The 22,927-nt window shown below is 51.5% G+C and carries 17 protein-coding genes, 1 tRNA gene and 1 pseudogene; 6 read left to right on the forward strand and 13 right to left on the reverse strand.

The features are described from left to right. The first annotated feature begins 239 nt into the window (after positions 1-239). The gene (locus DW189_RS04120) at positions 240-2,342 is read left to right on the forward strand and encodes a BACON domain-containing protein (protein WP_117506970.1); all 2,103 of its coding nucleotides are present in this window, start codon (positions 240-242) and stop codon (positions 2,340-2,342) included. Between the two features lie 63 nt (positions 2,343-2,405). Next, a complete protein-coding gene (locus DW189_RS04125) occupies positions 2,406-3,170 on the forward strand; it encodes a DNA/RNA non-specific endonuclease (protein ID WP_117506971.1) in 765 nt (254 codons plus the stop codon). Between the two features lie 160 nt (positions 3,171-3,330). Here DW189_RS04125 and DW189_RS04130 read toward each other — a convergent pair whose 3' ends face one another. Then, entirely contained in the window at positions 3,331-4,194 is an 864-nt protein-coding gene (locus tag DW189_RS04130; RefSeq protein ID WP_117506972.1) for a nitroreductase family protein, read from the reverse strand. A 45-nt stretch (positions 4,195-4,239) separates the two neighbouring features. On the opposite strand from DW189_RS04130, the gene DW189_RS04135 reads away from it, so the two are divergent. Continuing rightward, the gene (locus DW189_RS04135; protein ID WP_117506973.1) at positions 4,240-4,683 is read left to right on the forward strand and encodes a GNAT family N-acetyltransferase; all 444 of its coding nucleotides are present in this window, start codon (positions 4,240-4,242) and stop codon (positions 4,681-4,683) included. Between the two features lie 67 nt (positions 4,684-4,750). Here DW189_RS04135 and DW189_RS04140 read toward each other — a convergent pair whose 3' ends face one another. Continuing rightward, on the reverse strand, positions 4,751-5,995 hold the full coding sequence (locus tag DW189_RS04140) for a nucleoside permease (RefSeq protein WP_022332926.1): 1,245 nt from the start codon (positions 5,993-5,995) through the stop codon (positions 4,751-4,753). 138 nt (positions 5,996-6,133) lie between these two features. Between DW189_RS04140 and DW189_RS04145 the strand changes: the two genes are divergently transcribed. Beyond that, positions 6,134-6,204, forward strand: a tRNA-Gln gene (locus DW189_RS04145). 387 nt (positions 6,205-6,591) lie between these two features. Here the strand turns inward: DW189_RS04145 and DW189_RS04155 are convergent. Then, positions 6,592-7,599 carry a hypothetical protein gene (locus tag DW189_RS04155; protein WP_022332925.1) on the reverse strand — a complete coding sequence of 336 codons (1,008 nt, stop codon included), beginning with the start codon at positions 7,597-7,599 and terminating at the stop codon, positions 6,592-6,594. A gap of 444 nt (positions 7,600-8,043) precedes the next feature. Here DW189_RS04155 and DW189_RS14205 point away from each other — a divergent pair, with 444 nt between their 5' ends. Together DW189_RS14205 and DW189_RS04160 are read left to right on the forward strand one after the other, a co-directional pair. Continuing rightward, the gene (locus DW189_RS14205; RefSeq protein WP_138265195.1) at positions 8,044-8,343 is read left to right on the forward strand and encodes a helix-turn-helix domain-containing protein; all 300 of its coding nucleotides are present in this window, start codon (positions 8,044-8,046) and stop codon (positions 8,341-8,343) included. After that, positions 8,340-8,687, forward strand: coding sequence for a hypothetical protein (locus DW189_RS04160; RefSeq protein WP_015546599.1), 348 nt, complete (start codon positions 8,340-8,342; stop codon positions 8,685-8,687). The genes DW189_RS14205 and DW189_RS04160 overlap by 4 nt, the downstream gene beginning before the upstream one ends. A gap of 51 nt (positions 8,688-8,738) precedes the next feature. Here DW189_RS04160 and DW189_RS04165 read toward each other — a convergent pair whose 3' ends face one another. From DW189_RS04165 to mobC, 10 genes and pseudogenes are all read right to left on the reverse strand, one after another. Beyond that, on the reverse strand, positions 8,739-11,906 hold the full coding sequence (locus DW189_RS04165) for a helicase-related protein (protein WP_259295427.1): 3,168 nt from the start codon (positions 11,904-11,906) through the stop codon (positions 8,739-8,741). Between the two features lie 171 nt (positions 11,907-12,077). Further along, positions 12,078-13,994 (reverse strand): N-6 DNA methylase, encoded by a 1,917-nt coding sequence (locus DW189_RS04170; RefSeq protein WP_259295428.1) that lies wholly within the window; start codon positions 13,992-13,994, stop codon positions 12,078-12,080. Between the two features lie 27 nt (positions 13,995-14,021). Further along, positions 14,022-14,198 carry a hypothetical protein gene (locus DW189_RS14370; RefSeq protein ID WP_018697339.1) on the reverse strand — a complete coding sequence of 59 codons (177 nt, stop codon included), beginning with the start codon at positions 14,196-14,198 and terminating at the stop codon, positions 14,022-14,024. Further along, positions 14,185-14,625, reverse strand: a complete 441-nt coding sequence (locus tag DW189_RS04175; RefSeq protein WP_117506975.1) for a DUF1896 domain-containing protein — start codon at positions 14,623-14,625, stop codon at positions 14,185-14,187. The genes DW189_RS14370 and DW189_RS04175 overlap by 14 nt, the downstream gene beginning before the upstream one ends. Positions 14,626-14,630: 5 nt before the next feature. Then, the gene (locus tag DW189_RS04180) at positions 14,631-15,653 is read right to left on the reverse strand and encodes a DUF4099 domain-containing protein (RefSeq protein WP_310590948.1); all 1,023 of its coding nucleotides are present in this window, start codon (positions 15,651-15,653) and stop codon (positions 14,631-14,633) included. Positions 15,654-15,665: 12 nt separating this feature from the next. Further along, positions 15,666-15,896: a hypothetical protein gene (locus DW189_RS14210; protein WP_147326490.1), complete on the reverse strand. Its 231-nt coding sequence runs from the start codon at positions 15,894-15,896 to the stop codon at positions 15,666-15,668. 214 nt (positions 15,897-16,110) lie between these two features. Then, a complete protein-coding gene (locus tag DW189_RS04190; protein WP_044054139.1) occupies positions 16,111-18,651 on the reverse strand; it encodes a DEAD/DEAH box helicase in 2,541 nt (846 codons plus the stop codon). 7 nt (positions 18,652-18,658) lie between these two features. Continuing rightward, entirely contained in the window at positions 18,659-19,558 is a 900-nt protein-coding gene (locus tag DW189_RS04195) for a DUF1837 domain-containing protein (RefSeq protein ID WP_015546603.1), read from the reverse strand. An 18-nt stretch (positions 19,559-19,576) separates the two neighbouring features. Beyond that, a complete protein-coding gene (locus DW189_RS04200) occupies positions 19,577-20,716 on the reverse strand; it encodes an ATP-binding protein (protein WP_117506978.1) in 1,140 nt (379 codons plus the stop codon). A 179-nt stretch (positions 20,717-20,895) separates the two neighbouring features. Continuing rightward, a pseudogene (gene mobC / locus DW189_RS04205) lies at positions 20,896-22,911 on the reverse strand (conjugal transfer protein MobC). Positions 22,912-22,927: the final 16 nt, after the last annotated feature.

The following is a 22,927-nucleotide window of genomic DNA, read 5'->3' on the forward strand; positions in this document are numbered from 1 at the left end:
TGGTACGAGAGTGTTTTTAACCAAAAAATTTAGCCTTATGAATTACATTCTGTCCACCAGCAAGGGGGGGGGGAAATCCGACCTATCTTCCGCCCGTAATTGAGACGATCGACATCGTGACTGAAAAGGGGTTTGCAACATCGCCCACACCACCCGACGCCTATGACGATTGGGGCAGCGGCGGCGGTGCAGGAGGTATCGGATCGGGAAGCGAACACGAACTCTAATACCGCAGCCCTATGAAAAGTCTCTCTAAAATCACACTGTTTGCAGCTCTCACCGCTGTAACAGCCACAGCCTGCCAAAAGGAAGACAATGGCATCGACACCTCTTCCGGCAAACTCGTCAAGATGACTTTTACGGCCGGGAACCCTGAGCTCAAACCGGAAGTCCGCACCGAGATCGACGGATTGACCCCTTATTGGTCTGTCGGCGATCAGATCGGCATCAGTACCGACGGGACGAAGTCCAACTACCCCTTCACGAACGATGCGACGGAGCGCGCCGCAACAACGACTTTTTCCGGTAACGCGAACATTTCATCAACGATTTACGCTTATTATCCATTCACGGCCAACGGAATCGACAAAGTAGGCGATAATACGGGCGCAAAGGTCGATCTGCCGGCAAACCAAACCCCGACAGCCAACTCGTTCGACGGCAAAGCCGACATCCTGGTCAGCAAACCGCTCACACTCGATTCCGAGGGACAGCAAGTCGCCAATCTGGAATTCAGGCGGTTGAGTGCCATTGTCAAAGTCGTACTCAAAGACCAGTCTACAGACACCAAATTGGCCGACCAGCACGTATCGTCACTGTCCATTACGACCGATGGCGACAACACACTGGCAGGCCGGGTTGTTGTAGACCTCTTGAACTACACGATGTATGCACCCTATTTTAACGGCTCCAACACCGTAACGGCGACCTATACGACAAATACGGAATACGTTATCAACGGTGTCAGCGGCACCTATTTAAGCGTGTATCCGCGATTGTTGGCTGCGGGATCGAAACTGGTCGTCGAAGCAGCGACAGAAGGGTTTGTCATCAAAAAAGAGATTGTCCTATCCAATGAAATCAATCTGGAAACAGGAAAGATCACCACTTTGAATGTCAATCTTTCAGACGAACACATCACAGCCGCGGCAACCGGTCTGAGCCTGCCGTTTACCGACGATTTCAGTAACCTGACAGGAAACTCCGCAACAAATATCCTGTCCCGCAAAGACAAAAACGGAAACAACTTGTATGTGGCGAACTCCTATGTTTATCAATACAACTCCCCGCATGGCCTACGCATGAGTTCGAGCGACAACTCCGGGTATATCGTCACCAGCGAACTGGATCTCTCCGCACCGTTCTCGGTACTGATTTCGGCCAAAGTCTGGCCGAAAGATACTTCCGGAATCAAAGTAACCGCCGGAGAATCCGCGGCAATCACGACCGCAGACCTGACCGAGGAGTTCAAAACCTACCTGCTGAAATTCGACGCACAAAATTCGAAAACGAAAATCAGGATCGAGCCCTCCGCCGCAAAAGAAAGAATAATTATCGAAAGCATACAGATCGTTCCCGGCCATGACATCACCCTGCCGCCGGTACTGAAAATCACATCGGAAACGACCTTGTCCGTTCCTGCGGAAAGCGCTACCAAAACCATCAACTATACGGTTGATAATCCCACAGACGGGGTGTCGGTCGTCGCATCGTCGAACGTTTCCTGGCTCAATTCATTCGTTTATGACGTCGACGGCGTTTCTTTCACGATAGACGCAAATCAGGGCGAGGAACGTTCCGGCACCATCACATTATCGTACGAAGGCGCCGAAGCGCAAACCGTAAGCGTCACCCAGACAAAACCGGGGGCTGTAATGTGGGAAACCGAGACTTTCGAAAATTACACCGTGCCCAGCACTACCAGTTATGGTTCCAGCGGCACATTCAACGGAGTAACCACTGGAACCCCGCAATGGAGTTATAGTGGCTGTGGTAATCCTAATCAGGCCAACACAGACAAAACGGCGCTTGCCAATGCCGGAGTCGTGGTAATAAACGACAAATATGCAGCCATCGGTAAAAACGGCTCAATGTCCGTAACGATCCCAGGAGGCATTACAGCCCTTAAATTCAATGCGTTGACCTCAAGCAAAGGTTCGGCAACAGTCACCATAACAGCCAATGGTGCCACGGCAGCAAGTATCACTATTCCGGGAAACAGTAAAAGCGCATTCGAAATACCGACAATCGACTGTCAAGGTTATGACGCCACTATTACCATAAAACAAAATAATCAGAACAGAACGACGATAGGCGACATAACCTGGCAACCGGCGAATTGAACTCCGGGCGGGGAAGGAGGCGATCCTTCCCCAGACCCTACCCCGGGAACAGGAACAGCGGCATTGGGAAAATCGTGGGCGGAACTGCCCGCAGCGAACACTTCGGTGACCGAGATATGCCACTACATCACCGACGTGGCGGCGGGCAACGGCTCCTACCCGCGCAATTTCGCAATGGGTTATGACAAGGCGAAAAAGGCGGCCCTATGGGCAGCATATCCGCTGCACGCCTATTATACAGCCCCGAACGCTTCGAAAGAGAGGGCCTACTCGGCCGACCCGTCGCTGGGAAAGACCGAGCAGATGGTGGGCGGTGTGGGAGCCCCCTATAACAAAGGGCATCAAGTCCCCAACGCCGACCGGAAAGTGAGCAACCTGGCGAACAAGCAGATTTCCTACTATTCGAATATGACGCCCCAGCTCGCTACATTCAACAGCGGTGCATGGGGCACCCTGGAAACCAGAGTCCGCGGATGGATGTGCGCCGATACGCTCTATGTGGTAACGGGATGTTATTTCGATGGGACAGAGGGTACGACGACCGACAACGGCGGTAACCCATGCCCCGTACCGACGCATTATTACAAGGTATTGCTGCGCACCAAGCAGGGCACCACGGGACAATCCGTAACCACCCTTGCGGCCGACGAACTGCAATGCATCGGATTCTGGTATGAACAAACCACAGACAAGACCCAGACACCGGACGGTTGTGCGGTACCCGTGACGGAGATCGAAGCCAAATGCGGGTTCGAATTCTTCGTCAACGTGCCGAACGCTCCGAAAAGCAGCTACTCCCCGGGGGAGTGGGGTCTTTCGGGCAACTGACACCGAGCCGCAAAGGAGAAGCGGCCCCTGCACAGCAGAGGCCGCTTCTCCTTGTATCCCGGCGACAACCGGGTGGAGCGGACAGATGACGCGAACCGCCAAAAAACTCGAAAAAAGCAACTGAAATATCCCGGGCACAGCTCCGGGAAGCCCCGCACGCCTATCTCCGCTCCAAAGGGGAAGGCGTGCGGTCGATATAATTCGGGTAGCGGAACTGCGGCATCCCGAGCGCCATGACGGCACAGATATGGCGGCCGCCGAGCTCCAGCATCCTGCAGAGCCCCTTTTTCCTGTCCTGCCGCACGGCGGTCAGCACGAAGCCCATATATATCTGGCTCACCCCGAGCACCTCGGCCATCAGCGAAGCGTTTTGGTAGGCGAGGTTGGCATCTTCGGCGCCGAAACGGCTCTCCTTCGGCGCATGGATCAGCAACACGGCCGTCGCACCCCGCAGGATGCGGTCGTTGCCCCCGGCATATTCGCGGCGCATTTTCCGGAAAACGGGGACATAACGGTAGACATCGGGCAGCAAACGGCTCAGCCACGGGCGCACGAGCGGGTGGGAAAGGCGATCCGCGAGTTTGCCGAACACGCCGAGCGTATATTCGCTCATACGGCGCAGCAGCACAGGGTCGGTCACGAGCGTATAGCCCAACTGCCGGGCATTGGTGGCCGTCGGAGCGAGGTCGGCGGCCGCAACGATCCGGTCGAGCATCTCCTGCGGCACGGGGCGCTGCGAGAGCGCCCGGTTCGAGCGCCGCGCAGCCATCAGCAGTTCGACCTGAGCAGGTGTGGGCATGGCCGCATAGTCGACCGGATGCACCTTGGCGGGCGGAAATTCCGCATGTGCCACAGACCCCGTCGGGCAGGCCGCGACGCAGTGCCCGCAGACGATGCAGTTCTCGGGTTTCGAGAGCGCCACGGGGCCGCTCGCCTTCTCCTGTACGAAAATCTGCGAAGGGCACACCTTCACACATCGGCCGCAACGGATGCAGCTCACACCATCCACACGGATCGTATCCATATCTTCCGAAATTTTAAGTACCTTTGTCATCAATTACAAACCGCCATGTCCCCTGTCCTCACAAAACATTTCAGCGAACTCTCCACCCGGGAATACCACCGTATCGTGCAGGCACGCGAGGCCGTCTTCTTCCTCGAACAGCACATCACGGAACCCGATGCCGACGCCGTTGACCCGCAGAGCGTATTCATGTGGATGGAGGACGGCGGCCGCGTAGTGGCCTTCCTGCGGATCATCCCGGCGGGGATCGCCTACGCCGAAGCCTCGGTCGGCCGCGTGCTGGTCGATGCTGCATACCGCCGCCGCGGGCTGTGCCGCAGCCTGATGTCCGAAGCGCTGCGCTATATTGCCCGGACATGGGGCCCCCAGCCCATCCGCATCTCGGCACAAGAGCACCTGGCCGGATTTTACGCCACCCTCGGGTTCGCACCGGTCTCGGACACCTATTTCGAAGCAGGTATCCCGCACGTCAAAATGCTCCGCCCGTAGCCCGGCACCCGGGTAAAAAAATTCCGGCGGCGAGAGGTTTCCCCGCGCCGCCGGAACCATACTTATATTAATGGTTCACCGAGACCATCTCTTCGGGGTTGTGCTTGTATTTGAACACGACAGCGAAGACCACGGCCACCACGAGGGCATAGCCGGCGAAGATATACCACGAATCGGGCCATCCCCAGGCATCGACGACGGCACCGGCGGCATACGAACCGAAGAACGCACCGAAGCCGTTGGTCATAATCATGAAGACGCCCTGTGCCGAAGAGCGGATCTCGCGGCTGGTCTCCTTCTCGACGAACAGCGAACCCGAGATATTGAAAAAATCGAATGCCACCCCGTAGACGACCATCGAAAGGATGAGGAACGCGGCACCCGAGCCCGGGTTGCCGACGCCGAAGAACCCGAAGCGGAGCACCCACGCCAGCATCGAGATGAGCATCACTTTCTTGATCCCGAAGCGCCGCAGGAAGAACGGGATCAGCAGGATGCATAACGTCTCGGACATCTGCGACAGCGAAAGCAGGATCACCGAGTGTTTCACGATCGCCGAATCGGCATACTGGGGCATCGAGCCGAAGCTCTGTATATAGGAGTCCCCGAAGGCGTTGGTTATCTGCAACGCGGCGCCGAGCAACATCGAGAAAACGAAGAAAATGGCCATGCGCTTCTCCTTGAAGAGCGTGAACGCACGCAGCCCCAGGGTATCGACCCACGACCTGGCCTTGACATTGCGGTCGACGGGGCAGCCGGGCAGCGAGAACGAGTAGACGGAGAGCAGGAACGACAGCACCGCCGAGACATAGAGCTGCCACTCGGTCAGCTTGATCTGCACGCCGCCGATATGCGTCAGGTCGACGAACCACATCGCGGCGATGAAGCCTACCGTACCCCACACGCGGATCGGGGGGAAATGTTTCACGGTATCGAGCCGGGCCAGGTCGAGGGCATTGTATGCCACCGAATTCGACAGGGCGATGGTCGGCATGTAGAACATCACGCTCAGCAGCATACAACTGTATAAAGGCCCATAGGCCGTTTGCGAAGCCGCGGCAATCAGGAACCCGCCGCTCACCAGATGGCAGATGCCGAGCAGCTTCTGCGCCGGGATCCACCGGTCGGCAATGATACCCATCACTGCGGGCATGAACAACGACGCAACGCCCATCGTGGCAAAGAAACTTCCGATTTGCAGCCCTGTGAAGTCGAGGCCACCGCCAAGGTAGGCGCCCAGCGAGATGAGCCACGAACCCCAGATGGCATACTGGAGGAAGTTCATGACGATAAGGCGGAATTTAATTCCCATAATTCTCTGATTTTAGGTTGTTTTTATTTACAAGTTCATTCGGTCGGAAAATGATTAAAACAAATGTACTAATTTTTTTTGTGAATTTTCTTTGCAATTGAAAAATAAAGTTCTACTTTTGCATCACCAAAACGTCATTGAGCTATGGTGTAATGGTAACACAACAGATTCTGGTCCTGTTATTCTTGGTTCGAATCCAGGTAGCTCAACTGAAAAAGCGAGGAAGTCTCCTCGCTTTTTTCATTCTTCCTCCACGCTCCTCCCCCCCCCGAACAGCCTGTTTCGCAATGCGAAACAAACAAACCACGCTTCCGTCGGATATCAGCATTATCACCCACACCTGAAATTTTAATTTCAAAATCCGAGCCGTACTCAAAACCAGGCATCAAAAACAGACAATCAATCTGCACGCACACCCGTTTTCCGTCTTGTTTTACCCGAAGCCTTACCCTACTTTTGTATTGCACAGGAGATATGAAGAATTCAAGTGGGATTGTGCAAGGGGCGGGCTACACCCGCAAAAGTGACGCAAGTGGAAAATCCGTCAGGATTTGAAGCACAGGATAGACACCAAGGAGCTAGACGCAAGGTTCCGTTTATTCCTGGAAGACTTCGGGGGAGGGTTCTAAGCCCTCCCTTTCCAATTCTGCCACGACAGCTCGCTGCCGCTTGAAGAAATGGATCCGCTGCAATTCCCCGCTGCATGATATCAACGTCGCAAACCGGCTCAGGGCCAGCACCCAGCGTTTGGTGTGCTCGAACATGTCCGGATCGGAGCTGCGCAGCGAGTTGATCGAGAACGCCTCGAGGCAGCTCGCCCGGTAATGCCGTGCCGAAAGGTAGCAGTAAGTCGCTTCGATATCCATATCCGAAATAAAGACCGACACAGGCCGCCCGCTGCGGAACTGCCCGGAAACACAAATCTCTTCCAGGTCGTCGAGCATTTGCAACAACTCGGCTTTCAGCACTTCGACGCTTTCGTCCCTAATCAGATGCATGTTGCGGAATGCGCAGATGGCGTTGACCCAGCGTTTGGTACAACTGCCGTCGAATATCAGGGTCGTGGCAGGCATCAGCTGCGCTTCGTGCACCAGGTCGCGGTAGCTCTGCAAAAGCACCTCCGGCACTTTCATATCCTCGAATTTAGCCCCCGAACAGTCGATGAGCCCCTGCTGGTAGAGCCATTTGAAAAGTTTGAAATTGGTCAGTTTCGGATAACGCATGTAAAGCATCCGCGGAAACGAATTTCCGGCGATGGCCTGTTCGGCATCGACGTCGGAGGAAACCTCACGGTAGAAAAGGGTATCCTGGTCGATAACCCCCGTGTAATCTTCGAGCGCCGTATGGTAATCACTGAAACTCAGCCGGAAAAGCACATTCCCGAAATCCAAGGCCCCGACCGTGCGGTCGAGCGAAAAATTCATCTGCGCCGAAAGTACGCCCGCCTCCCCGAAGGTGAAAGGCACTTCGCCGCGCAGCCGGCGGTAAGCCGCCTCGCGGCCGATATTGAGCTTGTCCGTCAGAATGGCCGCCGCATTGGTATATTCCGGGGTACTATTTTGTATAGCACCGATCAGTGCCGCATTTAGTTTTTCCAGAGGCATAGTGCAAGTGTATTAGCGTAATAAAATTCTCAATCCCAACCGCAAATTTAGTAAAATATTCATCACAAGGAACATTTCAGGGCAAAAGAAATGCACCGTAAAAAAGGGAACCTCCTGTTGGGGCTGACTGTTTTTGAGATACCGTTCTGTAAATCAGAACGGTATTTTTATTGAAAAGAGCAAGGGTTACGAATTGGTGACGGAAGTCTTACATTTTGTTGCACCCTTATACAATATATCCAAGAACTCACGACAAATATAGTTAAAATATTATACATAAGCAAATTAACGAATAGAAAAGCATTAAATACTATTTAAGCATATCCAACTCGGATATGCTTTTTTGTGCTACGAGCGGGTTGATTATTTAGTTGCCTGTTTTAACTAAATTATTACTATCGGAATGTTTCCTATCATTGCATCGTCTAACCAACGATCATTGCAATGAAGCCATTGAAAGGTAATCCGACTCTGCGTTTATTACGTCTGGTATTGCGACGATTCAATCGTCTCGAACTACTCATCCAAAACAATTCTCGACCTTTACCCGATGACCTGATCGACACTCCGGCAGTCCGCATGCTTACCCGGATGTCCGATCGTACCCTCTCCCGTCGTCGGAGCGACGGCACGATCCCTTATGTCAAGCACGGCGGCAAAATCTATTACAGCAGATCGCGCGTTCTCGAAGCCCTCCGGAATGAACCCAACACCACATCAACCAATAAAGTAAAGAAGTCATGAAAAAGATGATTCTTATCGAGCGAAGCAAATTCGCTCTGCTCGTTCGTAGCCACATGAAAGCCTCGAACATGCTCCTCGTATTGCAGCATGTCTGCCGGGAGCGTCGTATTTCTCTTTCGATGACGCAGGAGGAAGTCTGCCAGCTCATCCGACTCGATCCGGATTTCGTCGAGAAATACAAACGTCGCGGGAAACTCTGTCCCGTCGAGGATCAGGATGGCAAACAATACTATAATGTACTGGATTTCATCAATCTGAAAGACATGCAGGAGAGTAAGCGTATTTTCTATCAGACGATGGAACAAGCAGTGCCGGATACGGCGATTACGATTGATCGGGAATAACCAATCAAATTCAACGAGGCTGCCTAACAAATTTTAGACAGCCTCGTTTTTTTATAACTTCGGCCCTTTGGCCTTCACGTTTGTCGCGGGTCGCACGAGAAGAATATGATTGCGAATAAAGTCCGATTCGGGCGGAGACACGACGTGTTCCCGTTCTTCCGGCGGTTCTTCTTGGCTCCCGGATGCCGCAGAAAGCAGCTCTGCCTTCGACGGTCTGGCTGTCTCGTCCACAATCTCCGCGTTTTCGATCTTCGACTCACTGCCGTTATCAGTTATTTTCGCCTGCATCTCCTGCTGCTTCTGTGCGATGTCGAGTTGAATCTTCCGAGTCAGTGACTCTGCCTCGGCCTTGAGCCGCTTCAGCTCCTCCTCTTTGGGCCATACGGCTGCGATCTGTTGTTCGAAGGTCGGAATGTCGCGGGTAAATTGCTTTTTCTCTTTCTCGTAGGTCGCCATCAGTGACGGTATCGTGTCGAGCGCCCGGATGAAGTTCGTCGCCGCGGTTTTCGGCTCCGCAGCCAGATGCCCGTTGTTGAACGTGTACTTGATGCCGTCCAACCCTTCGACCATGAATTTATTGACCGTAAGTGCCAGCCCGTCTTTCTGCATTCGCTCGGTGCGGACAAGAATGCGGAAATCGAACAGCGTGCCGATTTTCTGGTAATCGTCACCGGTATTTACCGTGCGGTCGATCTCCACGAGGCGCTTGCCATGGGCGACAATATCCGTGGATTCCACGCCGTCGATCCGCAGGGGATTGGCCCGCTTGCCTTTGGCGTCCGGCGGCGCCACCTCGTTGATATAGTCCCAATCGCATTTCAGACGTTCGAGCATCGCATCCCGTCGTCCGATCTCCGCCGTGTAGCGTTGCAGTTGGCTCTGCGCCTCATGCCGGGTGCGCATGAAGATTGTCTGCTCGCTTTCCAGCGCTGCGATCCGGCCTTCGAGCTTGGCTTTTTGCAGCAGGTCGGTATTTCCCGACACCACGGCCATCCACTCCGCGAAGTTCATCCCCGAATCCTCGCTGATGGCCCCCTCGTCCAGCCGCCGCGCACCTAACCGGTTGCGCTTGAGCTGATCGATGAACTGCTGTTTGTTGTGCAGCAGATTCAATTTGTAGGCATCGAGCGTGCGCAGAACGGCATAGACATAGGCTTTGACCTTATTGCCGGCATACTCCTTGGCGACTATGTTGCCTTTCCGTGCGCCGCGGCCATTGCGCTGTTCCAGATCCATCGGCCGCCACGGAATGTCGAGGTGGTGCATGCAGACGATTCGTTTCTGGGCATTGACTCCCGTTCCGAGTTTCTGCGTCGAGCCGAAGAGTACCCGGATTTTCCCTTCGTTCATGGCATCGAACATCGCCTGCCGCACCTTGTCGCTCGCGGCTTCCTGTACGAAGCGGATCTCCTGCGCCGGAATACCGTGGTCTTCGACCAGTTTGCGTTTGATCTCCGAATAGACGTTCCAGATGCCGGGCTTATAGGTCGAGAGATCGCAAAAGACCATCTGCGTACCTTTCTGATCTTCGTATCGCCGGTAGTATTCTGCGATGTTGGCGGCACTGCGGCTGGCCTTGTTGCCCGGCGAATCCGCATACGCGGGACTTACCAGCCGCATGTCGAGCGAGAGTTTGTTAGAGTACATCGTCACCAACAGCATCAGGGCTTTGACCTCTCCGTCGCTCAGGTCGGTGCGTCCGATATGTTCGGGATCGCCCGTCTTGGCGAAGAGCACCAGCTTGTCCAAAAACGCCTGCTGATCGTCGGTCATAGGTATCTGGCATAGCTCCTCGTCCAGCTCGGGACGGTCTATTCCCACGTCTGCGGCCGTGTGGTAGTCGGTAATCTCGTTGTAGAACATGGCCAGCTCCGGAACCTTGATGAAATAGCGGAAACGCTCTTTGGAGATCACTTCGTTGGTCACCGAAAACTCGAACTCCGATGTTTTCTGCGCGAATACCGCGGCCCACGCATCGAAGCAGGGAATGTCCTGTCGCTCCAGTTCTTTGGGACGCAGATACTTGAACAGCAGATACAGCTCCGTCAGGGAGTTGGCGATGGTCGTTCCCGAAAGGAACGTCGCGCCGAGATCGCGCCCCGTGCGCTGCTGAATGGTGCGGATGGCGTACAGCAAATTCATGGCTTTCTTACTGCCGTCGGTATTTCCCAGTCCCGACACGCGGCTGTGGCGGGTGTTGAACATCAGATTCTTGAAGTTGTGCGACTCATCGACGAACAGATGATCTATTCCCATCTGCTGAAAATCTACCGTATCGTCCTTTTGCGCGTCGATTGTCTCCTGCAACTCGTGGAGCTTGGCATCCAGATTCTCCTTGCGCTTCTCCAGACCGCGCAGAATCCAGCCGTCCACATGTCCGCCCTGCTTTTCGTAGGACGCCAGATTTTCATCTATGTCGTCCATCTCCTGCCGAAGAATCTGCTGCTGCACCTCGGCCGACTGGGGTATCTTGCCGAACTGTTCGTGCGTAAGGATGATGCAGTCCCAGTTGTTGTTCTTGATGTCGCTGAAGATCCGCAGGCGGTTCTCCGGCGTGAAGTCCTCCTTGCCGGGATAGAGCAGACGGGCATTGGGATAGGCCGTGCGGAAGGTTCGGGCGATCTCGTGGATGTTGGCTTTGATACCGATGATCATCGGCTTGCGGGCCAGTCCCAGACGGTGCATCTCATACGCTGCGACGCACATGATGAGCGTCTTGCCCGTACCGACCTCGTGGTCGCAGATGCCGCCGCCGTTCTGCTTGATCATCCAGATCGCATCCTTCTGGCTGGGATACAGGTCGTCGATGCCCAGCCCCCGCAGGTCGAGCCCCGGAAACTGCTGGTGGCTGCCGTCGTAGCGTGGACGGACATAGCAGTTGAATTTGCGGTTGTAGAGATCGGTCAGCCGCTCCTTGAAATCGTCGGGCTGCGCATGCAGCCATTCGACGAACACCTGCCGGATTTCGGTGATGAGCGTGTCGGCCTTCTGCCGGGCCTCGAAGTCGGGAATCCGGATGGTCTTGCCGTGTTCGTCCTTGCCGCCGTCCTTGTTGATGTTGGGCAGCGTGTTGAGCATGGCATGATGCAGCAGATCCATACCGTCGTAGACCTCGAAGTCTCCTTTGACGACGTATTTTTGGGAGATCAGAGGGCTGTACCCGTGGTTCTCGATGCCGAAGGCATCCATCTTCGCCGAATAGCTTACCGATACGGGCACCTGAAAGAAATGCTCGCAGAAGCCTTCGTAAATATCGGTCGGTATCCATCGCTCGCCGAGGTTGAAATCCAGCTCCTCGAACTCGATGCGTTTGGGTGCGGCCTCACGAAGCAGCGCGAGCGAGCGGCAGCTGGCATCGTCGTCGGGATTCTCCTTGAGGTAATTTTCGATTCATTCGGCTTTGGCGACGACATTCCCTGCCGCGAGCCGTTCGCGGATTTCATACCCCTTGACCATCGGATTATAGAAAATGAGATCGCCCAGCTCGTCGATCAGCTCTTGCCGGGAGCGCGATGCGAGCGACTCCATATAGGAAAACTCCACCCGTCCGAACTTGTTGAGCGAGGCGGCCAGCGCTTCGGCCGCCGTATCGACGTGCTTGAGCTCGTAAGGGTCGAACGATACGGGGCGTCGGAGGATGTCGGAGAGCTGTTTTCGGCCTTCTACGAAGCGTTCGAGCCCCAGCACCTCCCGCCCGCCGGGATCATTCAGGATGAAAGCGGCATTCTCTTTCTTGTTCAGATCGCCCAACAGAGCCGTGAAGTTCTCGTAACATCCGTTGAGTTTGCGCCGCAGGCCCTTGTATTCGATCTCGTTCTGCATTTCGAGCCGGTAGAGCAGCTGGTAGGTATCCCGCAACGGGATATAGCGTTCGGCCCGGTATCGGGACAAGGTTCCCAGCTCTTCGGGATGGAACGTGCAGCCCTGTCGTGTCAGGCCGCCCAGACGCCCGACTTGCCCTTCGAACAGAACCAACGACCGCTCTTTGTAGTGCGGAAGCATCGTGCCGGTAAAGGGCCGCGGATCTTTATTCTCCGAAGCCGGCGTAGCGACTGCTGCCGGGGCATCCGCTGCATCCGCGGCCTCCGCCGGTTGTGCGAACAGATTTCCCTGTGTGAAGAGATCGGACATGCCGGTCGTATCCGTATTGCGCCCCGCTCGCCGCCGCTGTCCCAGCGGACGGCGGGCGATCGGAACGGCGGCAGCGCTGCCGAAAAGCGATGCGGCCGGAGCCGATATTTCCGGAGTCGGTGCAACGGATGCCGGCTCCGGTGGCGGTACGGATTGCGGAGCCGCGACCCGATTTTGTCTCCGGGCGATCGGCGGCACGGTTTGCGCCTGCGGAATATGGAGCGGACGAAGATATTGCGTATATCGTTCGGTGTCGAGGCGGGCTGCGAAATCATTTGCGAGGATTCCGCGCAGCCGCTCGGCGATCCGTTCCGGGCCTCCGTCGTAGTGCAGGACGAGAGCGGATTGTCCATAGAGACCTTTTTCATGCGAAAACGTCGTATGGATCGCGTGCTTGAAATCCCGATGGTAGTCGTTCAGGTAAATTCCGTTGCCGATCTCGGACGAATTGACGAAGCGTTGCTCGTCGGGGGTAAGTTTCCGCTTTTCGCTCTGTTTCTGTAGGACGACAAGATCGCTGGCCACTTCCGTGCCGGCATACTCCGTAAAGAGATTGTTCGGTAGCCGCACGGCCGAAACCAGCCGCGCATGCTCCATCAGATAGCGGCGGACGGGTTCGTTGCCGGGAGCGTCCATGACGCCCGCCGAGGTGACGAACGCCAGAATGCCGCCCTCGCGGAGCGTATCCAGTCCCTTGATGAAGAAATAGTTGTGAACGGCCTTGAGCGCTTGTCCTCGAACCGGGTCGTCGCTCTTCCGAAAGGATGCGTCGAAAATCCGGGTATCACCGAAGGGAATATTGGACGTTACCACGTCGAAATAACTGTCATAGGCCGATTCGATGGTTGGGAAACCGTCGATGACGACCTGCTCTCGTTCCCGGGCCAGTGCAGAGAGCACTTGTCCGGTCAGCAGGTCTTTCTCGAAAGAGAGGATTTCGACTTCGCCGTCGGCGGCTTCCCGGAACGACGAAGGGAAAATCCCGGCCCCGGCGCTGGGGTCGAGCAGCCTGCGGGGAACGACTCCTGCATTCCGGAGCGTCTCGGCGAGCGCACGCACGATGGCCGGCGGTGTGTAGAATGCCGTCAGCGTAGAATTGCGCATGCTCTGCACGAAGTCTTTATACCGCTGTTCGCTGCCGGCATAATGGCGCAGCAGTTCGTGCAGCTCCCTCACCTGCGGAAAGAGTTCCCGGTCTGTCTTTCATTGCGCGAGGTCGTCGTCCGCAGCGGCCGGCTGCAAGACGCATTTCAACGCTCCGAAGCCGCTGTACGCAGCCAGGGCATCTCGCTGCTGCGGGGTAAGTACCGTCGATGGAGCGAAAGCGATGCGCAGGGCGGCGATATTCGCCTCCAGATGTTTTCTTTTATTGTATGCCATGCAGTTCGATGTGGGTTTGGATGAGTCCGGTGAGTTCCAATAGAAGATTTTTATAGGACGGGCTGCTCTCGAAGTCGTCGGTCAGGTCGTACATCTCGAACACCTCTTCGCAGACGGGAAGCAGTTTCAGACAGAAAGCGGTGCGCTGCCGGGCTGCGACCTCCGGGAACCATTCCGATACGACCTCGAAGATCGCATCGTATTTCGAAAAACGCAGGTCTTGGTACAGAACGGCGTTCGAGAGTTCCAGGGCTTCGTAGACGCTGTTGCCGTTGCGAACGGCACGTTCATAGGTTTGGGCCGCATGGTCGCTCCGTTCGGCGATGAAGTGTTTGTCGGAGAGCAGTTCGGGATGGCTTTCGCGCAAATAAGCGGTAAGAGTTGCCGCGAAGTACGGCAACTCTTTCTCTTCTACATGTCGTTTCATAATGGCTAACCGATTTTCATGCCTTTGGGTTGTGCGCCGGGAAGCGACGGAAGACGCCGGCGGACGCGCTGGCGCGGACGCGGGTTCTCCTCGCCCAGACGCGAACGGTAATTGCGGGCGTTGTTGCCGAACAGGGGCCGGCCCGTGTCGCTGTAACGAAGGTCGGTGCTGATCGTCTTGCCGCCGACTTTCATGCCGGGGATGAAGACGACCTCGTGGTTGGCCAGTTTCGCCTGAATGTCCGCACTTACCTTGACTCCGAAAACCGTATCGTGGATGCGCAGATGCGGATTATTGTCGTTGCGGAACACCACGTCTCCGCGGTTGGCGTCCACGCGTGCATGGCCCGAGATGACCCGACCGTCCTTGAGGTGGATGTCTTCGACGAAGATCTCCTTGCCGGAGCGCAGCGCCTTGATGTCGTCGCCGATCTCTTTGCCGTAGATTCGGGTGGGGAGCGTCAGCGCATCGACCGGAAGCGTCGTCAGGCGGTTCGTCGCCTCATGGACGCTGACATAACACTCGCACTCGCGGCCCGAGGTAAAATCTTTCATTTTCTTGGTGGAACCCAGATGTCCGTCGGTTTCGAGGCGCTCGATTTCCTTGTCCGTGAAGAGCTCCTTATACGGCGATATTTTGTACTGCGGCTCGTCCAGACGTGTGAAGATACGGAGTTGGACATTGCCCGCATCGTCGCGGATCGGCGAAATCGTGCCGAGGCCCAGATCGACCCAGCGGCCGTCCACCTTGTGTTTGAGCGGTACCAGTTTGTTGGGGATACGTCCCTTGAGGATGTCACCCATGCTTTGATTCTCCAGCAGGATTTCTTTGTTCAGGCCCAACGCCTGAATCTGATCCCACGGAAGTTCCCGTTCCTCGAACTTATAGCGGTCGGCGAACTTGGCGATACGCCCCTCGTTGTTGAGTTCGTAGTCGGAGACCTCTTTGGCCAGGGAGCCGTCCTGATCCTTGCCTTCGCGGACTTGGATGATGGAATCGAGGATACGGTCGAGTTTTTCGATTCCGATCCGGAAGAAACTTCAGCCCAGGTCGGACGGGCGTCCGTATTGGTTGCGAAGATTTTCGAAAAAGGTTCCTAAAACCGTTCGGCTGTCGAACGAAAGGGCTCTGCGCCGATCGCCCGGAGCCGTGCTCACGGTGTTGAACTCTCCCGTCTGCTCGTCCATCTCGCTGACCAGACGCAGATCGTTCGTCTTTTTGTCGAGGACGGCCAGCACGTCCTTCGATAGCTTTTCCTGTTCTCTTGCCATAATGCAGATAATTAAATGAATAAATCGAATGAATGGTGAAAATCCGCCGGCAAGATAAAGCCTTTTTCAGTTCATAACACCAAAGGCGTCCCTTCTGGCGAGAAGAGGCGCGAGGTGGCAGAAAATGGCATACTTTAATGTAAAAATATCTTTATCGAATAGAGATACTAATCTCTTGAAATTTACTCCTTGATAAATTTTTCATCAATATTAGTCACAACAACTTTTGTGCTTCGATATATTCTATTGAATCCTTTTGGAGCTTGGATAATACTTTGTGTTTATCTACTTTTTTAAGTTGTCCATTTTCTGAAATAAATGCACCTCTGCACTCCTTGAAAATTTTTTGCGCAGAATATCTCGACAATCCCATATTTTGCAAAGCGATTATTTCTCTGTTCTGAGTTCCATACTCTAAAAGCATCGCCCAATTTTCTCCGGCATTATCTTCTCCCAAAATATTTTTAACCATCATATGATAATGATTGAAATATTTTTCAAGCTGAAATCGAAGAACAATCTCTATTTCATCTATAATATTCCCAATTAAAGCATTTATATGTGTTTTGTCATTTTTATCAAAATCAACCAAATCACCATTATTTATTCGAAGTTTCCGATTGTGGTCATGGAAATAGTCAATAGATTCCGAGATAATTTGGTTCAAACTACTATTGTTGATCCATTTATTCATTAACATGGCAAAGTATTTCAGCGAATTTTCTTTCCCGAGATATTTGTCATTCCAACTATATAGTTTATATAGTTTTGTTAATGTTTCTAAAATATTGGGATAGTTGATTTGTGCCGGCAATAATATATTACGCTTTTGAGCATGTAAATATTTCAACTGTTTATATGCACTATTTTGGGTCTTCAGTTCTATTGATTCATTCGCAGACAATATCAAATATGGCGTTTCATTTTGAGCCGATTTAGATTTGGCCAATTCAATAATCTTCGTTTTGTTTCGTTCTATTAAAGCTGTTATTATAGGGCTTTTATACCCATTCTTAGGTTCAAGTGTATCTATACAAATGATATTGGCTATATATCTCAATATGTTCTGTTCTATATCTGTTCCAGAAATCTCTTGTTCTTGAATAATCTTCTCAATCTTTTTCAGATTATGGTCGATTCTTTCGTATATTGTTGGTACGAGTTGTATATCTTTTTCCTTGAAAAATGATGGCTTATCCCAACTTACATCTCCATGTTTAACACAAAACACATTTCCTTGAAGCTCTTTCGCAAGACGTCCTGCTCTACCTGCCAAGTTCCAAAAGTCAATAGGTCTTAAAATCTTCTTCGCTTTTTTATCATCTAAAATAAATAGATTTTGCGTGGGCATATTTACACCTTCCAGCAAAGTTGAAGTGCAGAAAATATATTTCAGATGACCGTCTCGATATAAATCTTCTATCAAATTACGGATCAATTGCGGCATATTTCCGAAATGGTATGCGATTTCTTTTTGAACCAAGTCTGCAAGGTAGTAATCGGGGTGTATATAAGCTCTGATAATAGACGCCGCTCGCTTCAACGCTTTATTGTCGGAGCATTCTATGGTCGCCGCAAGTTCTTTCGCATAACTAATTGCTTTTGATTTCGCATTACAATATATCAAATTGCTACGTTGTCCGAAGCGAAGCAATACATCATTGATGGACGAAATATCTGCCAATACCGGATGATTTATCGGTATGAATTCATCATTCAAACAATAGGATAATTCCTTCTCTAATAAATCTATGAAATATAAGTTTTGTGCAACTGGAGTTTCTTGCGTCTTAAAAGTATTTTCTGCCTTTCCATTCCGAAACATGGATAATAAGATCTCAGGATTGGAGACATTGGGCGAGGCAAAATAAAGTTTTATATCCGGATATTTTTTCAGCGTTTTTTCAATAGACGTATAGGTAGTTATACTGCGGGCGTCTTCCGTTTGTGCTAATTTGTGCGCTTCATCCACGAAAAGGAAACCTATCGAAGGATTCTTTTCCTGCGATATGTAACTGATCAAACGCTCGGGCGTAAGAATCAGAACATAATTGCATTGTTCATTTATTGGCAGCTCCGCGATATTTGAGTTGGTGACTATTTTATAATTATTGGTTTCCAACAATGCTCCCATTTCAGATTTCAGTTCAATGGCGTATTGATTTATCAATGCACGACTTGGAACCAATATGATAAAGTTTTCCTGCGGTGTATTTTGAATTGCACATCGCAGGAACGCTTTGATGACAAAAGACTTTCCCATAGAAGTCGGCCCGGAAAAACTGAATTCGCGTGATGAAATCAATTTCGAAAACAAATCGTATTGAATATCCGTAAAAACGTGCCCTACGCCATCGGGAACTTCCTGTATAAGTTTTTTTGCTTCATTCTGAACCGAGCGATCGAACGGCAAATTAGAGGTGTTATTATTGTCGGCTTCTAAATAAGATATAGCGGGGAAATTGCCCAAGTTACTATAAACAGCTTTTGCAACGGTGTGATAGTACACATTATCCTTGTAGTAAGGATTTAGATAGGTAATGATTTTATATGCGTAATTACGCGCATCCGAGATAGAAGAGGTCGATAATAAGTCTGCAAATCGCAATAAGTCGCGAATTTCTTTTTCGGTATATTTTTCTTCGGTGTCAATATTCAATGTGCGCAAAACAGAACGTTCAACGCACACTCTGTATAATTTTAGAAAATATGAATCCGAAATAATCGTTTGGGCTATCTGATTTGCAGCTGTCATCTTCCATCTATTTTTTTAATTCAGCAATCATCTTTTTTCTCTGTTTCTTAAGCTCGGAGAATGGAACGATGTATATGTAGAAACTATATCCTCTGAAATCGTCTTGTTTAATATGATCATTTATCGTCGGAAGAATGGCCCGCACTGCGTTCTCAACTTTCTCATAGATAGTTTCTCTGAAATCTGCATTATTTAACTTCCGTTCATCATCCGTAATCTCGACATCGAATCCCAGAAATATCCCAAATGAGTGGTCGATATTTAGATCCTCATCATTTTCTCTTGGGATCAGCAATTTTTTCAGCAGGTCTACAGAATGTTCATCATGCGCCTCTTTTAAGAAATTTGAATTGACGAGTTGAATTTCATAGCGCAACTTATTCAAATCCTCTTTCAAAAGATTTTTCAAAGATTCAAAAGCCTTCTTTACGCCTTTTTTTAAGTCAGAATATAGTTTGGATTCACCGAATATGAATTGGAATGTATTGTCATCTATTTTTAATAGATGAACACCGTCCGCCCCATTTACATAATGGTTTGGATCGGTCTTCAATTCAAGTTTTGTTAACAGTTTAGGTGCTTTCAAGTGAGCCTCTAACATGGTATATAACAAAATCTCACCCAATTCTCCATCATTGCTCTCTGCCTTTCTTAAACGTTCTTTCGCTTTGGATACAAGAGTAGTGTATTTCTTTTGGCTGCACAATTCATCATATGCGCTTCGGGAAAGAGCATATGCCGTTAGAATATCTCCAAGCTCCTCTACCAAAGTAGCATATGAAAACGCATTATTCGATATTTTCAATGAGAACAAGTTCAATTTATTCCCATTCTCGATTGGTTCGTTTTCAAAGATTTTATGGAAGAGGTTCAAGAATTTTTCAGGAACATCAATTCTTAACGGCATAACGCATCTATTTATATTTTACCACTTTATGATTTCTCCGGCCGAAGTTTTCATATTCTTCTCTCCATTATAGATCGCAAAGCATTGTTCTGGGTTTGCTCCCGATAGCTTAGCCCATTTGGCGATGCCCTTGAAGAAATCCGGAGAATAGGTCGCTCCCGATTTGATTTCGTAAGCGTACGGCTTGCCGTCGATATATTGCAGCAAATCAACTTCGTTGCCGGTGCTGTCGCGCCAGAATGTTAGATTGGGTTCTTCCCCCTTGTTATAGGCTTGTTTCACGAACTCGTTAATTACAAGATTCTCGAACAAACCGCCTCGTAAAAAGTGTGTCGATACCTGCTCGGCTGTCCGTATGTCCAGCAACGAGCACGCCAAGCCCGTATCGTAGAAGTAGAGCTTCGGGGTCTTGACCAATCGTTTGGCGTAATTGTTATGATCGGGTTTCAACAGGTAACAAATGTAGCTTGCCTCCAATACGGAAATCCAAGTCGAGATAGTCGAAACGGCAACGCCGCACTCATTGGCCAGCGACGAAAGGTTGAGCAGCTGTCCGATACGCCCTGCACACAGTTTAATGAAGCGAATGAACTTGCTCAGATCGCCGATGTTCTTCATCAGACGCACATCCCGTTCTACATAGGTTTGGATATAAAACGGGTAGTAATCCGACGGTGCTATATCCTTATCATAAAGACGAGGATAACCTCCGTTGAAAATCTCGTCATCGACTGTCCGTGGAAGTATTTCGCTCTCTTTCATCTCCGCATGAGAAAACGGCAGAAGTTTCAGTATGGCGGTTCTTCCGGCCAACGATTGGTTGATATTTTCCATCAACAGGAAATTGTGCGAACCGGCCAGCAAATATATCCCCTCGCGTCCCTCTTTATCCGTATGCGTCTGGATATAGGAGAACAGAGCCGGAACCCGTTGGGCTTCGTCGATAATCGTTTTGTCCGGATAAGTCTTAAGAAAACCTCTCGGATCATCCGTTGCGAACAAACGCATATCGGGGTCTTCAAGCGAAACATATTTATAATTGGGAAAAGCATGACGCAGCAAAGTCGATTTACCCGACTGCCTGGGGCCGGTCAAGGTCACTATTGGATATTTTTGCGTAAGTTCTGAGAGCTTTTTATGCAGTGTTCGTTCAATCATACTCAATCCTTTTTTTGCAAATTTACGATTAAAAAATAAATTTGCAAATATGCTGTGGGCGGAAATAGATCTTGTACAGGGTTGTATAAGTATGAGCGTATCTAAATTTGTAAAATAGAGCATAGCGATTTTTTCAAAAAAAATCGCTATGCGAAATGGAGATTTTACCAAACCACTATCTATTCGGATTTCTCTAATAACTTTTCCGCCAATTTTTCATACTTTTCTATCCGTTTCATTTCAGCTTCGATGATGTCGAGCGCATCCTGCTTGATGCGGCGGTAATTCTCCTTGATCTTCTCCTGCATGATGTCCCGTCCGTCGGTGTCGAGGAACGACGATATTTCGGGTATGGGTTTGTACTCCGCCATTTCTTTTTTCACGGCGTCGTTGTCCACGACGATCCGGGCATGGAAAATCTTCTGCTCGATCTCCTCTCCGAAGTTGTCGCTCACGGCTCCGACGAATATGCCTTGCGAGAGCGTCGAGATTTTCGACGCAGGAATAAGACTGTCGAGCTGGGTGTTTATCGACGTCGAGGTATCGCTGCGGTTGATGCTTACGGATTGTCGTTTCTGCACGATCTTTCCGAATCGTTCGGAGAGCGTCCGGGCCGTTTCTCCTACGACCTGTCCGCTGAAGATATTGCCTACGGTATTCTGAATCACGGCGGCTTCCTTGTCTCCGTAGTCGCGCTTTAGCTGGCTGAAATCCTGAAAACCCAGGCACACGGCGACCTTGTTGGAACGCGCCGTTGCGATCAGGTTGTCCAGCCCCCGGAAATAGATCGTCGGCAGCTCGTCGATCACCACACAGCTTTTGAGTTGCTTCTTGCGGTTTATCAGCTTGACGATGCGCGAATTATACAATCCGAGCGCCGCGCCGTATATGTTCTGCCTGTCGGGATTGTTTCCCACGCAAAGAATCTTCGGTTCCTCGGGGTTGTTGATGTCGAGTGTAAAGTCGTCTCCCGACATGACCCAGTAGAGCTGCGGTGAGATCATACGCGAGAGGGGAATCTTCGCAGAGGCGATCTGCCCCATCAGCTGCTCTGCGGCTCCACCTTTCCATGCATCCACGAAGGGCGAAAGATAGTTCTCCAACTCCTCGTGAGCCATCAATACGGTGAACAGATCTTCGTAGGGTTTGTTCAGCAGCTCGATGGCATGGGGAAAGGTACAGTATTTTCCGCCGTCGTAAATCTTCAGGAACCAGATGATCGCCGCGAGCAGCACGATCGGCGATTCGACGAAGAAATCTCCCTGCTTCTGTATCCACGAACGGTTGAGATTGAGCATGATGACATAGCTGGCCTCGTATGCGTCGGTGATGTCGGACATGAGATTCGGCGCGAGCGGATTGCATCGGTGCGAACGGCGCGGGTCGTCGAAATTTATGACATAGAATCTCGGCGGCGTCGCTCCGTAAGCCTTGAGGTTCTTGCGCAGATGGTTGTAAGCGATAACCGACAGGTCGTCGAACTTGAAGTCGTAGACGTAGAGCGCATATCCCTTTTCGATGGCCTGCTTGATGTAGTTGTTGATGAGGGCATAGGATTTTCCCGAGCCGGGCGTCCCTAAAACGATACTCGCCCGGAAGGGATTCACGACGTTGATCCATCCGCTGTGCCTGCGTCTCCGGAAGACGAACTCGGTCGGAAAGTTGAACGAATCGTCGTTTTTCAGCAGGCGTGTCTCCTGCATGAAACTCTCGTTTTCGGCATTGAACGGATCATCCGTCATACGGTTTTTCAGCAGACGGCTGCTCCATAGTCCGGCCGCCAGCATGCCGAGGAATCCCGCCAGCAGCGTCGCCGTATAAAGCGCCGCCCGCAGGGTCGTCACGACATTCATCCCGAGCAGCCAGCCGTTGCCATAGAATAGCAGTATGCCGATGCCGCCTGCCGCGGCGATATGCTTCCACGATATTTTCTCGTCCTTCACGCCACGGTTTCCCATGCACGACAATGCGAGAAATACCGTACAGAAGAGTTTGGTGCAGAGCGGCGATGAGAACAAGGCAGCCGTCCGCTGGAAATTTTGCAGGATGCGGTCTGCGACGGAAATCGTTCATCCCGTCTGCGCAAACCACTCGTAACAGAACCAGTAGATGTGAATGGCGAGAAACAGAAAGCTGATCGCCCGCATGAAATCCGCGACTTTGGCCAAGCCGCGCAGATCGTCTTCTTCTTGCATGATCGTAACGTATCGA

The organism is Alistipes sp. AM16-43 (assembly GCF_003435745.1).
GTDB classification, from domain to species: Bacteria; Bacteroidota; Bacteroidia; order Bacteroidales; family Rikenellaceae; genus Alistipes; species Alistipes onderdonkii.

Coding starts and splice junctions, on each gene's coding strand:
- DW189_RS04120 (WP_117506970.1), top strand. CDS start 240: ATGAAAAGTCTCTCTAAAATCACACTGTTTGCAGCTCTCACCGCTGTA.
- DW189_RS04130 (WP_117506972.1), bottom strand. CDS start 4,194: ATGGATACGATCCGTGTGGATGGTGTGAGCTGCATCCGTTGCGGCCGA.
- DW189_RS04135 (WP_117506973.1), top strand. CDS start 4,240: ATGTCCCCTGTCCTCACAAAACATTTCAGCGAACTCTCCACCCGGGAA.
- DW189_RS04140 (WP_022332926.1), bottom strand. CDS start 5,995: ATGGGAATTAAATTCCGCCTTATCGTCATGAACTTCCTCCAGTATGCC.
- DW189_RS04155 (WP_022332925.1), bottom strand. CDS start 7,599: ATGCCTCTGGAAAAACTAAATGCGGCACTGATCGGTGCTATACAAAAT.
- DW189_RS14205 (WP_138265195.1), top strand. CDS start 8,044: ATGAAGCCATTGAAAGGTAATCCGACTCTGCGTTTATTACGTCTGGTA.
- DW189_RS04160 (WP_015546599.1), top strand. CDS start 8,340: ATGAAAAAGATGATTCTTATCGAGCGAAGCAAATTCGCTCTGCTCGTT.
- DW189_RS14370 (WP_018697339.1), bottom strand. CDS start 14,198: ATGGCATACAATAAAAGAAAACATCTGGAGGCGAATATCGCCGCCCTG.
- DW189_RS04175 (WP_117506975.1), bottom strand. CDS start 14,625: ATGAAACGACATGTAGAAGAGAAAGAGTTGCCGTACTTCGCGGCAACT.
- DW189_RS14210 (WP_147326490.1), bottom strand. CDS start 15,896: ATGGCAAGAGAACAGGAAAAGCTATCGAAGGACGTGCTGGCCGTCCTC.
- DW189_RS04190 (WP_044054139.1), bottom strand. CDS start 18,651: ATGACAGCTGCAAATCAGATAGCCCAAACGATTATTTCGGATTCATAT.
- DW189_RS04195 (WP_015546603.1), bottom strand. CDS start 19,558: ATGCCGTTAAGAATTGATGTTCCTGAAAAATTCTTGAACCTCTTCCAT.
- DW189_RS04200 (WP_117506978.1), bottom strand. CDS start 20,716: ATGATTGAACGAACACTGCATAAAAAGCTCTCAGAACTTACGCAAAAA.